This window comes from Streptomyces sp. URMC 127 (assembly GCF_051386535.1).
Classification (GTDB): domain Bacteria; phylum Actinomycetota; class Actinomycetes; order Streptomycetales; family Streptomycetaceae; genus Streptomyces.
In genome coordinates this window covers 1-15,218 of sequence record NZ_JBPQTW010000037.1, presented here as the reverse complement: position 1 = coordinate 15,218, position 15,218 = coordinate 1, and the positions used below count along the sequence as shown (strand labels likewise).

The 15,218-nt window shown below is 68.6% G+C and carries 9 protein-coding genes and 1 pseudogene; 8 read left to right on the top strand and 2 right to left on the bottom strand.

All coding sequences use genetic code 11. From position 1 onward, the window contains the following. Window positions 1-10: 10 nt before the first annotated feature. Together ACSNOH_RS11635 and ACSNOH_RS11630 are read right to left on the bottom strand one after the other, a co-directional pair. Entirely contained in the window at window positions 11-397 is a 387-nt protein-coding gene (locus ACSNOH_RS11635; RefSeq protein ID WP_436721175.1) for a hypothetical protein, read from the bottom strand. Between the two features lie 84 nt (window positions 398-481). Then, entirely contained in the window at window positions 482-3,853 is a 3,372-nt protein-coding gene (locus ACSNOH_RS11630; RefSeq protein WP_436721174.1) for an ALF repeat-containing protein, read from the bottom strand. Window positions 3,854-4,239: 386 nt separating this feature from the next. On the opposite strand from ACSNOH_RS11630, the gene ACSNOH_RS11625 reads away from it, so the two are divergent. The 8 genes and pseudogenes from ACSNOH_RS11625 (at window position 4,240) to ACSNOH_RS11590 (ending at window position 15,187) form a co-directional block, all read left to right on the top strand. Further along, entirely contained in the window at window positions 4,240-4,758 is a 519-nt protein-coding gene (locus ACSNOH_RS11625) for a hypothetical protein (RefSeq protein WP_436721173.1), read from the top strand. A gap of 182 nt (window positions 4,759-4,940) precedes the next feature. After that, window positions 4,941-5,675: an ALF repeat-containing protein gene (locus ACSNOH_RS11620; protein WP_436721172.1), complete on the top strand. Its 735-nt coding sequence runs from the start codon at window positions 4,941-4,943 to the stop codon at window positions 5,673-5,675. 242 nt (window positions 5,676-5,917) lie between these two features. Beyond that, window positions 5,918-7,117, top strand: a complete 1,200-nt coding sequence (locus tag ACSNOH_RS11615) for an ROK family transcriptional regulator (RefSeq protein WP_436721196.1) — start codon at window positions 5,918-5,920, stop codon at window positions 7,115-7,117. Window positions 7,118-7,334: 217 nt separating this feature from the next. Further along, entirely contained in the window at window positions 7,335-8,441 is a 1,107-nt protein-coding gene (locus ACSNOH_RS11610) for a substrate-binding domain-containing protein (RefSeq protein WP_436721171.1), read from the top strand. Between the two features lie 11 nt (window positions 8,442-8,452). Then, window positions 8,453-9,259: pseudogene (locus ACSNOH_RS11605) on the top strand (ATP-binding cassette domain-containing protein); the annotation flags it as partial. 161 nt (window positions 9,260-9,420) lie between these two features. Beyond that, a complete protein-coding gene (locus ACSNOH_RS11600; protein WP_436721170.1) occupies window positions 9,421-10,791 on the top strand; it encodes a sugar ABC transporter permease in 1,371 nt (456 codons plus the stop codon). A gap of 467 nt (window positions 10,792-11,258) precedes the next feature. Further along, entirely contained in the window at window positions 11,259-13,226 is a 1,968-nt protein-coding gene (gene dxs / locus ACSNOH_RS11595) for a 1-deoxy-D-xylulose-5-phosphate synthase (protein ID WP_436721169.1), read from the top strand. A 458-nt stretch (window positions 13,227-13,684) separates the two neighbouring features. Beyond that, on the top strand, window positions 13,685-15,187 hold the full coding sequence (locus tag ACSNOH_RS11590) for an amino acid permease (RefSeq protein ID WP_436721168.1): 1,503 nt from the start codon (window positions 13,685-13,687) through the stop codon (window positions 15,185-15,187). Window positions 15,188-15,218 lie beyond the last annotated feature (31 nt).

Sequence of the window (15,218 nt, the reverse complement as noted above, 5' to 3'; positions counted from 1 at the left end):
CGGCCTGCTGCTAAGACAGGCCATGAGCCAAAAAGGTCATGACGACGACCGAGATGATGGCAGCGAGTTGGTAGCGAACAGGTACTGGGTATTTCTCTCTCCGCACACCCTGGTTGATCTCGGTCATGTACATATGCATGAGTTTTCTGGACGGGAACATGCCGAGTGTCAGACCGAACCACCCGAAGGAATAGAGCACCAGCATGTGCTTAGGGGACCAGTGTGCAGGTTCGAGCTGGCCGACCAGAATCATGCCCAGGCAGCAGCCGATGGACATGAGAGGGAAAACCACCTTCCCTTGCCTGCCGGGAAACCATTTCGTCATAGCGAAGCAGAAGACCGATGTTGCTGCCGCAGCCATGAGTAACAGGTAGGTGACGGGCAGGGACGTGAGCATGTGAGGCGGCCCCTTTGACTCAGGAAGGGGCCGGTGACCGTGTCTGTTCACCGGCCCCTCGGTAGGATCACAAAACGGTGTCGGTCAGAAGTAGGAGCTCAATACACCGATGACCGGTGACACCAGGTCGTGTCCGAACTGGGTGAACTTCGTGGCGACCCGGGGTGCAGCCCACTTCGCGACCGCAGGGCCGGCCAACTTGCCGATCACGTAGGACTGTCCGAGAGTCACAAGGCCCAGGGCGGCGCTTCCGGCGGATGCCCAGAACTTTCCGCTCGTGAAACCGTACTCAATTCCCGTGAACACCGCGCTGGCAATGCCGAGCCCGGCAGAAAAGAGACCGAAGCCGGTGGCGACGACCGCGAGGGGAGGAAACGGCAGGCTGGCTATGCCGAAGCCTGCGGCGATGAACCCTGTGACGATGCTGGCATCGTTGGTGGTCTTCGCCCACCAGCCGGCGTCCTTCCACCAAGGCGTATCACCGCTCTTGACGCTGTCGTTAGCCGGCGTGTCGACGGGGTCTTTCCCGCTCTCCCTCGCCTTCCGGGCCTCCTCGGCCGCCTTCCTGGCTGCCTCGGCGATTTCGGCCTTGCGCTTGTCGGAGGCGATCCGGTGGCTCTGGCTCGCGGCGTCGGCCGCCGCATTGGCGTCCTTGCCCGCCTGGACGGCCGAGGCGTGAGCGCGGGCCGCGGAGCCCTGAGCGCTATTGGCAGAGGACTGGGCGCGGTGTGCGGCTTCCAAAGCACGACTGGCGGAAAAGTTGGCCGTGCGCGAGGCCGATCGGGCGATGGCGGCCGCCTTCTGCGCTTGCTCGGCCGATGCCTGCGCAGCTGCTGCCGACTTGTCGGCCGCGTCTGCATTTCCCCTTGCTTCCCTCGCGTACGCCTGTGCGCGATCGGCGGATGCTTCGGCCTTCTTCGCCCACTCCGCCGCCTCCTTGGCCGCGTCGCGCGCCTTTGCCGCCGCTTCCTGGGCGCGAGCCGCGTCCTCCTGCGCCTTGTGCGCGATCTTCGCGGCGGCGGCTATGGCGCCGCGGACAGCAGCGATGTGAGCTGCGGAATCGTGATCGAGCTGGGCTGTCTTGTGCTGCACCGAGACGACGAAATTGCGGCGCATCCACGCCGGCCCTTCCATCGCGGCTTGCCCATGTGCCTTGGTGTAGGGGCCGGCGTTGGCAAGGATGGTGGCGACGGCCACCCCGTCGTCTTCCTTCAGCGCTTCCGGGTAGGTGATGTTCAAGAACTCGTGCAGCGCTTTTGCAGTGTCCGCATTGATCGCGTCGTTCGCTGACTTCTTCACAGCGGGGCCGGGACTGTTGGCGAGAATGCGGAGGATCTGGATGCGGTTGTCGACAGCCGCAGCCTCGATTGCGCCGGTCGTCAGAAATGTGGCCGCGGCGTCCGGAGCGTCATTTTCGAGAGCTCTTTGCGCGGCCTCGGCGATGGCCGGATTAGAGATCTCCGCGAGGTACAGGACAGTCTCACGATCGTCCTGCCGCTGTGCGATGGCCCGGTCGGTATCGATCCAAGCGTGGACATCGGCGTCGGACCCGGACAGTGCGAACCGGGCCGCTTCCTTCGTCCATGTGCCGTTCGAGTTCAAGAGAGCAACGGCGGCCTTCCGGCCCAGCGTGGCTGCCAGGTTCAGGTCGTTCGCCTTCAGGGCTGCGCCGGCTCGGGATATGAGGTCCTTGGTGGACTGATCGGTCCGATCCGCCTGTGTGCGCTTCTCGGCGAACTCGGTCCGTTCTCGCTCTTCGATGTCCGCGAGCAGCCGGGCCTCTTCCATGGCCTGCTTCATGTCCTCGTCCAAGCGCTGCGATTCGGCCTCCCGCGCCTGCTTCTCCACCTCGATCGCCTCAGTGACAGCCGCGGTGGCGTTGTTCGCCGCCTTGGTGGCTTCATTGGCGAAGTCGGTGGACTTCTTGGCATGGTCGATCGCTTGGCCCGCATACTTCGCGGCCCACTCGGCAGCGTCGGCGGCCTTTTCCGCGTGGCCGGCCGCGGCGTTGGCAGCATCGCGCGCCGTACGGGCAGCCTTAGCGGAGGCGTTGGCCAGGGCTTGGGCGGTGCCCGCGGCGTTGGTGGCGATGACGGCGTTGTTGCCGGCGATGTTCGCCTGCCGTCTGGCCTCGGCCGCCTCGGCCTGTGCCTTGCCTGCCGCGGAGGCCGCCGTGGCCGCGCTGTTGGCGGCGGAGGCGGCGTTGCGGGCGGCGGAGGCAGCGGCGGTTCCGGCGGAGGCAGCCTGCGCAGAGGCGTTGGCCGCATAGTCGGCAGCCTTTGCGGCAGTACGAGCCTGGGCCGCGGCGTTGCGTGCGGCGACCGCGGCGTCCTTCGCGGCACTTGCCTTCCCCGCGTCCCTGGAAGCGGCGATGGCCGAGTTGTAGGCGCGAGCGGCGGCGTTCCCGGCGGTGGCGGCGGCGTGGCTTGCGGCCGTGGCGGCATAGGCGGCGCGACGAGAAGCAGTGACGGCGGCATGCGAAGCGCGAATGGCGGTGCGAGCGGCGTCCGCGGCGTCCCGTGCTGCAGTGGCAGCCTTTCCGGCGGCCCTCGCAGACTTGGCGACGTCCTCCTTGGCCGCCTCGGCCTGTGCAGCCGCGGTCTGTGCGGCCGCCTTCGCCTTCTCGGCGGCCTCGACGGCACGGGCCGAGGCTTCCTCGGCGAGCTTGGTCTGCGCGTCGGCCCGCTTGCCTTCGCGTTCGACGACGGCGACGAGCTCCTCGATCGTCACCGACTCCTGGTCGCGCGCCCGGGCGATGTGCTGGCCGGTGTCGAGGAACCACTCCATGTCGGTGGCGCTGCCGGAGAGGGCGCGGGAGGCGTACTTCTTCACCTCCGGCCCCGCGTCCGTGAGCATCTTCGTCACCTGCACCCGCATGTCTTCCTCGCGTGCGGAGTACTGACCTTCTGTGAGGAAGCTTTCGAACCCCTGCTGGGTGCCGGTGTCGAGGGCGGCACTCGCTTCGCGGCGTACGGCCTTGTCTCCCGTGGCCATCACGGTCGTGGTGGCCACACGGAGGTCTTCCAAGATGGCGGGCTGGTAGCCGTCCTTCAGGAAAGCGGCAATGGCGGCATCACCGCCACCGAGCGCTTGACCGGCAGCGTTGCGCGTCCCCTTACCCGCGCCTGCCAGCGAGGACACGATGGCGACGCGGTTGTCCTCCGCCGTCGTCGCGGCCAGTTCCTGGGCGAGGAAGGTCTGAATGTCGGCGTCAGAGCCGCTGAGGGCGTACTCGGCAGCGGCTCGGGTGGCTTTGCCGCCGGTCAGCCATGCCTTGACGACCTTGGCCCGGTCGGTGTCGGGCAGAGCGAACGGGTCGTCAGAGTCGGCGCTCCCTGCCGCGGGGGCTGCCATGGCCGACAACGGGTTGAGGACGAGGCTCGATGTGGTGGCGACAGTGGTGGTTGCTGCTAATGCGGTAAGGAAACGCCGCCTGTTCCAGTAAGTGGTCTCCAAGAGGGGTCCAATCCGATGATGCCCGGCGGCCGCACACGGCCGACGGCTTGCCGCCGGACAGGTTGTGTCGCTCCGAAATGCATGCACGCGCTGGTGTTACTCGGGCGAACAGGGACACGGTTGGTGCGTGCAGCGTGACCCTATGCAATCGGAAGGCTGTTGGCTACCTGTGTACGCGAGGTGAAGACGTGACAATGACTACAAAGCCCTTATGTCCAAGTTTGGTTAATGATGCGCGTATTTAGGGGAGCGATTATTGAGTGACGTGAGACACGGAACCGTGCTTGAATCCCGTGACGCCATGCCCGCACCGTCACCGCGTACTGGCGGAGCGTGTTCAGAGCGGGCTGCGCGGTCCAACTCGCCTAACACTCAAGGAACCTTCGATGAAGCTCACACGGCGGTTCATCGCCACGGGCGCGGCAGTCGCGTTCTGCGCGGCCGGGGTTGGTATAGCCACCACCGCCCACGCCTCTGCCCCTAAAGCGCAGGGATTCGCGGTTGCGGATGGTCAACCGGACTTAGCGATAGAGGACTTCGGCTACCCGAACGCGGACAAGATCAAGGAAGAGAAGGGCATCACCCTCAAGCGCGGCGACGGTCACATCCTGCTTGCCGACTGTGGAAGCTCCACGGGTCTGATGGAGATCTGGTCGCGCAAACTCGGCAAGACCTGCTTCCGGGTCACCGGGTCCTCCGGCTACCTCACGCTTGAAGTGCCGTCTGTCTACGCCGTGAAGGGCGATAGCGACCACGCCGCCAGCGTCACCCTCGACGCACCGGACAAGAGGAAGCAGGAGGTCGAGGTCGCCAAGGGCGAATGGACGGGCGTCGGCGAGTCCATCGACCCGCAGGCTCGCGAGCACGTTCTCGTCGAGATCAGGGTTGGTCGAGGCAGTAACTAGCCTGCGATTCCGCCTTCCGGCGAGCCTTCATGGGCCGCAGGACACTGGCCGGCGACTGCCGTCCGGAGTGCGGGAGTGGTTGTGCCGCCTCAGTCGGCCAGTCGGCATCTCGCGGCCCCTGTGCGAAGAGTAGATGTTGCGAAAGGGTGGGGATTACCTTGAAGTTGTCTCGTATAGCCGCGGTGGTTGCTGTGACCGCCGTTGTTCCGGCCGTTCTGCTTACCTCGTCGGCCTTCGCGGACGGCACGGCCCAGGGCTCGTCCACACGGCCGGCCCAGGCCTCGGTGGCGAAGGCTGCCGGGCAGCAGCGCGCTGAAAGTCCTGCAGGCAACGACCAGCAGGCGGAGAAGGACCGGGCTGAGATCCAGCGCATCGTCAGCACCGGGGGCCCCTCGGTGAAGGAAGACGGCAAGGCGGCGCTGAGCGGTACGCCTGCCGATATGAGGAAGTTCCTCGAGACCGGTCAGTTCGAGGCGAGGGATTCGGACAACCAGGTGCTGGTCTCGCGGATCATCTACCTCGGGGGGCCTGATGTGAAGAAGGGCGGCAAGGCGGCCATGGCAGGTAGCCCGGAGGACCGGTCCACCTTTCTGGAAACCGGTCAGTTCGAGGCCAGGGATTCGGACAACCAAGTGCTGATCTCGCAGATCTTCTCTTCCGGGGGGCGTGGGGTGAAGGAGGCTGCCAAGTCGGCATTGAAGGGCACAGCGGCGGATCGGGTGGCCTTCCTCCAGGTGGGTCAGTACGACGCCCGGGACGATGACAACTCCGTCCTCATCTCCCGCATCGCCAGCGACGGAGGCCCTGCAATGAACGCTGCGGCCAAGAAGGCTTTGGTCGGCACTCCGGCGGACCGGATCGCCTTCCTCGAGACCGGCCAGTTCGAGGCTCGCGCGAAGGATAAGGCCCGGGGCTGAAGGCCGGATGATCTCTCTGTGGCCCGGCCGGGATTCCGGCAGGGTCACAGATCCGGCGGGCATCTCGCCTGTGGATCAGTACCCAGCCGCTTCCGCTTGATGCCGTTCGTACCATGACGGCCTCGATGTGGGTCAAGGGGTTGACGGGGGAAGCCGGTCGCCGCTCAGCTTAGAGTTCATGTGTTGTATGGACGGCGGGTCCCAGTGCTGTGGCCCGCTCGGCTAGGCGGGAGTGGATGGGCGTGGAGACTCCGGGGTCGCAGTCGTCGCTGCACCGGGCCAACCTTGAGCGGGTCGTGCGGGCCGTGCGGACGGCCGGGTCGCTCACACAGGCCGAGATCGCCCGGACCACCGGCTTGTCGGCCGCGACCGTTTCCAACATCGTGCGGGAGCTCAAGGAGGGCGGGACCGTCGAGGTCACGCCCACCTCCTCCGGCGGGCGGCGGGCGCGGAGCGTGTCGCTGTCCGGGGACGCCGGCATCGTCGTCGGGGTCGACTTCGGGCACACCCACCTGCGGGTCGCCGTCGGGAACCTCGCCCAGCGGGTGCTCGCCGAGGACGCCGAGCCGCTGGATGTGGACGCCTCCGCGGCGCAGGGGCTCGACCGGGCCGAGCATCTCGTCCGGCGGTTGATCGACGATGCCGGGATCGATCCCGCGAAGATCGTCGGCGTGGGGCTCGGCGTGCCCGGGCCTATCGACGTCGAGACCGGAACCCTCGGGTCCACCGCCATTCTGCCGGGGTGGGCCGGCACCAATCCGCGGGATGAGCTGGCCTCACGGCTCAGCGTGCCCGTACATGTCGATAACGACGCGAATCTCGGCGCCCTGGGTGAGCTCGTGTGGGGCGCCGGGCGCGGGGCTGCTGATCTTGCCTACATCAAGGTCGCCAGCGGTGTCGGGGCCGGGCTCGTCATCAATGGGCAGATCTACCGGGGACCCGGGGGCACCGCAGGGGAAATCGGGCATATCACGCTCGATGAGTCCGGGCCCGTGTGCCGGTGCGGGAACCGCGGGTGCCTTGAGACCTTTACGGCCGCCCGGTACGTCCTTCCTCTGCTCCATTCGGCCCATGGGGCCGATCTCACCGTTGCTCGTATGGTTCAGCTTGCGCGCGAGGGTGATCCCGGCTGCCGACGGGTTATTTCGGACGTCGGGCGGCATATTGGTAGTGGCGTGGCTAATCTGTGCAATCTGCTCAATCCTCGCCGTGTGGTGCTGGGCGGGGACCTCGCGCCCTCCGGTGAGCTCGTGCTCGCGCCCATCCGCGAGTCCGTCTCGCGGTACGCGATCCCCAGCGCCGCCCGGCAGTTGGAGGTCGTCCCGGGCGCGCTCGGCGGCCGGGCCGAGGTGCTCGGTGCCCTCGCGCTCGTGCTGAGCGAGATGGGTGATTCCACGCTGCTCGACGGGCATGCTCCGGTCGGGGCCCCGCTGCCCGCCTGAGCCCCGGTTCGCCCGGGACGCGCCCCGGCGCGTCCCGGCCCGTCCCGCTTTCGGGCCCGCCACGCCTCGATCCGTACGGCCTTGTGTTCACGTAGATAACGAATGGCATCGTTGCCGTCTCGTTAGGGATTTACTTCTTGACGGTGCTCGGGCGGCCGAGTTGACTTTCCGCCACCTCGGTCGCAACGACGCGGCCATGTCAGGGAGGTTTCTGCAAATGAACACGCATCTGCGTCGTGCAGCCGTGGCGGTGGCCGCCGTTTCGATGGCCGCCGGACTGGGCGCCTGCGGCAAGGCCAAGGAAGCGGGCGGCGGGGACACCAAGAAGGAGGGGAAGGGCTCGCTCACCATCGGGCTCCTCCTTCCGGAGAACCAGACCGCGCGTTACGAGCGTTTCGACAAGCCGCTGATCGAGAAGAAGATCAAGGAATTGGCGGGGACGGACACCGTCGTCCTTTACGAGAACGCCAAGCAGGACGCCTCCGTCCAGCAGCAGCAGGTCGACACGATGATCACCAAGAAGGTCGACGCGCTGATCGTCGACGCGGTGGACGCGAAGTCGATAGCTTCCTCGGTGAAGAAGGCGAACGACAAGGGAATTCCCGTCGTCGCGTACGACCGGCTGGCCGAGGGCCCGGTCAAGGCGTACACCTCCGTCGACAACGAGCGCGTCGGCAAGATCCAGGGCGAATCGCTCCTCAAGGAGCTCGGCGACAACGCCTCCAAGGGCCAGATCGTCATGATGAACGGCTCCGTCACCGACCCGAACGCCAAGATGTACAAGGACGGCGCCCACTCCGTCCTCGACGGCAAGGTCAAGATCGGGAAGGAGTACGACACCAAGGAGTGGAAGCCGGAGAACGCCAACGAGAACATGAAGGGCGCGATCTCCTCGCTGGGCAAGGACAACATCGTCGGCGTCTACTCCGCCAACGACGGGATGGCCGGCGGCATCATCACGGCCCTCAAGAGCGCCGGCTTCGACAAGCTTCCGCCCGTCACCGGCCAGGACGCCGAGCTCTCCGCTGTTCAGCGGATCCTCTCCGACGAGCAGTTCATGAGCGTGTACAAGCCGTACAAGCCCGAGGCCGACGCCGCTGCCGAGATGGCCGTTGCGCTCGCCAAGGGGAAGGCGCTCGACGGCATTGCCAAGTCCACCGTCGACAGCGGCACGCAGAAGAAGATTCCTTCCATCATCGTCACCCCCTTTGCGCTCACCAAGGCCGACATCGGGAAGTACGTCGGTCAGGAGGGCTTCTTCAACCGCGACGAGATCTGCACTGAGAAGTACAAGGCTCAGTGCGACTCCGCCGGAATCAAGTAGGGGTTCCGCAGATGTCCGTCACATCCGCCGCATCCGCTGCGCAAGCCGGGAGCGCCACACCGGTTCTCGCCCTCCGCGGGATCTCCAAGCGCTTCGGTGCCGTCCAGGCGCTCACCGACGTCGACCTGGAGATCCACGCCGGCGAGGTGGTCGCCCTCGTCGGCGACAACGGCGCCGGCAAGTCCACCCTGGTCAAGACCATCGCCGGCGTCGGCCCCGCCGACGACGGGGTCATCGAGTGGGAGGGGAAGCCGGTCACCGTCGACCGGCCGCACACCGCCCAGGAGCTCGGCATCGCGACCGTCTACCAGGACCTCGCGCTCTGCGACAACCTCGACGTCGTCGGCAACCTCTTCCTCGGCCGCGAGATCGTCCGCGCGGGCGTGCTCGACGAGGTCGAGATGGAGCGCCGCGCCCGTGAGCTGCTCTCCACCCTGTCCATCCGGATCCCCAGCGTCCGGATCCCCATCGCTTCGCTCTCCGGCGGGCAGCGGCAGACCGTCGCCATCGCCCGCTCGCTGCTCGGCGAGCCCAAGATCGTCATCCTGGACGAGCCGACCGCGGCGCTCGGCGTCGAGCAGACCGCGCAGGTCCTGGACCTGGTCGAGCGGCTGCGCGAGCGCGGCCTCGGCGTCATCCTCATCAGCCACAACATGGCCGACGTGAAGGCCGTCGCCGACCGCGTCGCCGTCCTGCGGCTCGGCCGCAACAACGGCACGTTCCCGGTGGCGAGCACCACCCAGGAAGAGATCATCTCCGCCATCACCGGGGCTACGGACAACGCTGTCACGCGGCGGCGGGCCCGCTCCGCGGAGGCGGGTACGGCCGCCGAGGGTGGTGTGGGTACCGGCGCGGCCGGGGCCGCTACGACTACCGAGGCAGCCGCTACGGGTACCGCGGCCGCTACGGCCGCCAGCGCCGCCACCGCCGCGGAAGCCACTGATTCCGCCCCCGCGGACGCCGGCGAGGAGGCCGACGCATGACCACCAAGCTGCCCACGTCGGCCTCCGGCGGCCCCGCCGACGGTTCCAGCGGCGCCGACGGCGCCAACGGCGCCAACGGCGCCAACGGCGCCAGCGGCTCCAACGGCGCAAACGGCGCGAACGGCCAGGCGCCCGCCCATGACGCCCTCCCCGCCGTCGACCCCCGCCTCCTCGTCCGCGAAGAGGGCTTCGCCGGCTACTGGAGCGAATTCCGCCGCAAGCTGCGGAGCGGCGAGCTCGGCTCCCTCCCCGTCGTCGTCGGCCTGATCGTCATCGCCCTGGTCTTCCAGCTCCGCGACTCGGCCTTCCTCGGCGCGGAGAACCTCAGCAACCTCTTCGTCACCGCCGCCGGCACCGGCCTCATCGCGGTCGGCATCGTCTTCGTGCTGATCCTCGGCGAGATCGACCTGTCCGTGGGCTCTGTCAGCGGCCTCGCGGCCGCCGTCTTCGCCGTGCTCAACATCAACCACGGCATGGCGGAGTGGCTCGCGCTCGTTCTGGCGATCCTCTCCGGCACCCTCATCGGCGCCCTGCACGGCTTTTTCTTCGCCCGGATCGGCGTGCCCGCGTTCGTCGTCACGCTGGCGGGCCTGCTGGGCTGGAACGGCCTGATGCTGCAGGTCCTGGGCTCCAACGGCACGATCAACCTCGACGACTCCGGGCTGGTCGCCGGCCTCACCAACCACTACTTCACCGACGTCTCCGCCGCGTACGGGCTGGCGACCGTCGCCGTGGCCGCGTTCTTCCTGGTGTCGTTCCGCGACAGCAGGCGCCGCGAGGCCGCGGGCGTGCCCAGCCGGCCGCTCAGCGAGATCGTGCTGCGCACGGTGGCGCTGGCCGTGCCGGCGTACGTGGTGGCGTGGCTGTTCAACCAGTACAAGGGCCTGCCGCTGGCCGTCGTGATCTTCCTGGGCGTGGTCGTGGCCCTGGACCTCGTGCTGCGCCGCACGCCGTACGGGCGGAAGGTCTTCGCCCTCGGCGGCAGCGTCGAGGCGGCCCGCCGGGCCGGCATCAACGTCGCGGCGGTCCGGATCTCCGTCTTCGCCCTCTCCGGAACGATGGCGGCCGTCGGCGGCATGTTCCTGGCGTCGCAGATCAACGCCGCGAACCAGTCCTCCGGGGCCGGCAGCCTCCTGATGAACGCGATCGCCGCGGCGGTCATCGGCGGCACCAGCCTCTTCGGCGGGCGCGGCAAGACGTGGTCCGCCCTGCTGGGCGTGCTGGTGATCCAGTCGATCGCGTCGGGCATGGCGCTGCTGGGCATCGCCTCGGCGGTCCAGTACATGATCACCGGTGCGGTGCTGCTGGCTGCGGTCGTGATCGACTCCGTGTCGCGGCGGACGCAGAGGACTGCGGGGCGGGCGTAGGCCCCTGCGACGGCCCTGCGACGGCCCTGCGACGGCCCTGCGGGGCGCGGTGTGTGTACGGGGTGCCGCCGTCTTACGTTGCCCGTTGCTCGTCGCCTGTTGCCCGGCTGGGCGGCGGGCGGCGGGGCGTTTGGCGTACGTGTACGGAGCTGCTCGTACGTTGTCGGTCGCCGGTCCGTCGTGGCTGGTCGCGCAGTTCCCCGCGCCCCTTGCGGGGCGCAGCCCCCGGCGTCCGGAGCCGCCATGCCCCGGCCTCGTACGGGCAGGTCGTCCGAACAGGTCCGGACAGACCCCTATGGGGTATTTCGCGGCCCCATCCGTCCGTTCGTGCGGCCGGTCGGGTGACCCGGCTCGCATCACCCGTTCATCGCCACGCCGGGCGGAACATTAGACTCGACGGATCTAGAAGCTTCGATGAGCTTCTGCAAGCTTCTACAAGCCGACAGCTCGATGAAGAGGAGGCACGGGTGGCCCTGCTGACCCGCATCAGGGAACCGCGCGACCTGGACCGGCTCAGCCCGGAGCAGCTCGACCGGCTCGCCGCCGAGATCCGCACCTTCCTCGTCGACGCCGTCTCCAAGACCGGCGGCCACCTCGGGCCCAACCTCGGCGTGGTGGAGCTCACCATCGCCCTGCACCGGGTCTTCGACTCGCCCAAGGACAAGGTGCTCTTCGACACCGGACACCAGGCGTACGTCCACAAGCTGCTCACCGGCCGCCAGGACTTCTCGAAGCTGCGCGCCAAGGACGGCCTCTCCGGCTACCCCTCGCGCGCCGAGTCCGCGCACGACGTGATCGAGAACAGCCACGCCTCCACCGTCCTCGGCTGGGCCGACGGCCTCGCCAAGGCCAACCAGGTCCTCGGCAAGGACGACCACGTCGTCGCCGTCATCGGTGACGGCGCGCTCACCGGCGGCATGGCCTGGGAGGCGCTGAACAACATCGCCGTCGCCAAGGACCGCCCGCTCGTCATCGTCGTCAACGACAACGAGCGCTCCTACGAGCCCACCATCGGCGGCCTCGCCAACCACCTCGCCACCCTGCGCACCACGGACGGCTACGAGCGCTTCCTGGCCCGCGGCAAGGACATCCTGGAGCGCACCCCGGTCGTCGGGAAGCCGCTGTACGAGACGCTGCACGGCGCGAAGAAGGGCCTGAAGGACTTCATCGCCCCGCAGGGCATGTTCGAGGACCTGGGCCTGAAGTACGTCGGCCCGATCGACGGCCACGACATCGAGGCCCTGGAGTCCGCCCTGCAGCGCGCCAAGCGCTTCGGCGGGCCCGTCCTCGTGCACTGCCTGACCCAGAAGGGCCGCGGCTACAAGCACGCCGAGCAGAACGAGGCGGACCGCTTCCACGGCATCGGCGCCATCCACCCCGACACGGGCCTGCCCGTCGCCTCCTCCGGCGCCAGCTGGACCTCCGTCTTCGCCGACGAGATGGTGCGGCTCGGCAAGGAGCGCGAGGACATCGTCGCCATCACGGCGGCCATGATGCAGCCGGTCGGCCTCGGCAAGTTCGCCAAGGCCTTCCCCGACCGCGTCTACGACGTCGGCATCGCCGAGCAGCACGCGGCCACGTCCGCGGCCGGCCTGGCCACGGGCGGGCTCCACCCGGTCTTCGCCGTGTACGCCACCTTCCTGAACCGCGCCTTCGACCAGGTCCTCATGGACGTCGCCCTGCACAAGTGCGGTGTGACGTTCGTCCTCGACCGGGCCGGCGTCACCGGCGACGACGGCGCCTCGCACAACGGCATGTGGGACATGTCGATCCTGCAGGTCGTCCCCGGCCTGCGGATCGCCGCCCCGCGCGACGCCGACCAGGTCCGCGCGCAGCTGCGCGAGGCCGTCGAGGTCAAGGACGCGCCCACGGTCGTGCGCTACTCCAAGGGCACCGTCGGCCCGGCCGTCGAGGCCGTCGGCCGCGTCGGCGGCATGGACGTGCTCCGGAAGCCCGCGGAGGGTGTCGAGCGTCCCGACGTGCTCATCGTCTCCGTCGGCGCGCTCGCCCCGATGTGCCTGGAGATCGCCGACCTCCTCGACAAGCAGGGCATCTCCGCCACGGTGGTCGACCCGCGCTGGGTCAAGCCGGTCGATGCCGCGCTGCCGGGCCTCGCGGCCGAGCACCGCGTCGTCGTCACTGTCGAGGACAACAGCCGTGTGGGCGGTGTCGGCTCTGCTGTCGCGCAGGCGCTGCGTGACGCGGGGGTCGACCTGCCGCTGCGGGACTTCGGTATTCCGCCGCGGTTCCTCGACCACGCCTCCCGCAAGGAGGTCATGGCCGAGATCGGGCTCACCGCGCCGGACATTGCGCGTCAGGTGACGGGGCTTGTCGCCAGGATTGACGGGCGGCTTGAGGACGCGGCGGAGGTGGCCGGGGCGGCCGAGGCGGCGGCCGAGGCGGCCGAGGCTGCGGCGGAGCCGGCGCGGGACTAGGGCTTCGCCCTTTCCCCGGCTCTACGGGCTCTGCTGGCGGTCGGCTGCGGGCCCGCTGTGGCCGGTCGCGCAGTTCCCCGCGCCCCTTACGGGGCGCGGCCCTGCGTCGCTGGTCGCGCCCGCGCGGCGGAGCCGCACATTGATACGGCCCCGCGCCCCTTACGGGGCGCGGCCCTGCGTCGCTGGTCGCGCTCCCGCGGCGGAGCCGCACATCGATACGCCCACCGCGCCCCTCACCGGCGCTGTCACCGCTCCTCACGGACCGGTCGGAACTACCCCTATCCGGGTGGTCCGGCCGGTCCGTATGCATATGGACCTCTGCGTCCCATCGGGTGAATCCTGAGGGTGGGTGGCAGGTCCGGCCACCCCGCGCCCCCGATCATCGCGGACACTCGCTCAGTTCACGGTGAGCGATGGCAGCGACGGCGAAGAGTGTGCGAGCAGGTGGAGGTGGGCCGATGAGCACGAGCGAACAGCAACCTCTCGGGGAGCGCCGCGGCAAGCGCGGGGTCTTCCGGACAAAATCCGTGGAGCAGTCCATCCGGGACACCGAGGAGCCCGAGCACGCCCTCAAGAAGTCCCTCACCGCCCTCGACCTCACCGTCTTCGGCGTCGGTGTCGTCATCGGCACCGGCATCTTCGTCCTCACCGGCAAGGTCGCCAAGGAGAACGCCGGCCCTTCGGTCGCGCTGGCCTTCGTCCTCGCCGGGATCGTCTGCGGGCTCGCGGCGCTGTGCTACGCCGAGTTCGCCTCCACCGTGCCGGTCGCCGGTTCCGCGTACACCTTCTCGTACGCCTCCCTCGGCGAGCTGCCCGCCTGGATCATCGGCTGGGACCTGATCCTGGAGCTGGCGCTCGGCTGCGCCGTCGTCTCCGTCGGCTGGTCCGGCTACATCCGTTCCCTGCTGGACAACGCCGGCTGGCATCTGCCCGTGGGCCTGCAGGGGACGCACAACGGCAGCTTCGGCTTCGACATCCTCGCCGCCGCGCTCGTCCTCGTCCTGACGGCCATCCTCGTCCTCGGCATGAAGCTGTCCTCGCGCGTGACGGCCGTCGTGGTCGCGGTCAAGGTCACCGTGGTCCTCATCGTCATCATCGTCGGGGCCTTCTTCATCAACGGCGCCAACTACGAGCCGTTCATCCCGGATTCCCGGAGCACCACGGCCGGCGGTGACATCAAGGCACCGCTCGTGCAGCTGATGTTCGGCTTCTCCCCGTCGAACTTCGGCGTCATGGGCATCTTCTCGGCCGCCGCCGTCGTCTTCTTCGCCTTCATCGGCTTCGACATCGTCGCCACCGCCGCCGAGGAGACCCGCAACCCGCAGCGCGACGTGCCGCGCGGCATCCTCGGCTCCCTCGCCATCTGCACGCTGCTGTACGTGGCCGTGTCCGTCGTCGTCACCGGCATGCAGAAGTACAGCGAGCTGTCCACGGACGCCCCGCTCGCCGACGCCTTCAAGGCCACCGGGCACCCGTTCTGGGCCGGGCTCATCAGCTTCGGCGCCGCCGTCGGCCTCACGACCGTCTGCATGATCCTGCTGCTCGGCCAGAGCCGCGTGTTCTTCGCGATGAGCCGCGACGGGCTGCTGCCGCGGATCTTCTCCCGGGTGCACCCGAAGTACGGCACGCCCTACCGCTCCACGATCCTGCTGGGCGTGGTCGTCGCCGTCCTCGCGGGCTTCACCTCGATCGACGTCCTCGCCGAACTCGTCAACATCGGCACGCTCTTCGCGTTCGTCGTCGTCGCCCTGGGCGTCGTCATCCTCCGCCGCACCCGGCCCGACCTCCCGCGCGCCTTCCGCACGCCGCTGGTGCCCGCGGTGCCCGTCCTGTCGGTCATCGCCTCGCTGTGGCTGATGCTCAATCTGACGGCGGAGACGTGGCTGCGGTTCGCGGTGTGGATGGCCGTCGGCTTCGTCCTGTACTTCGTGTACGGGCGGCAGCACAGCCGGGTGCCGTAGCCCCTCGCGGGGGGCCTGGGGGCCTGGGGCC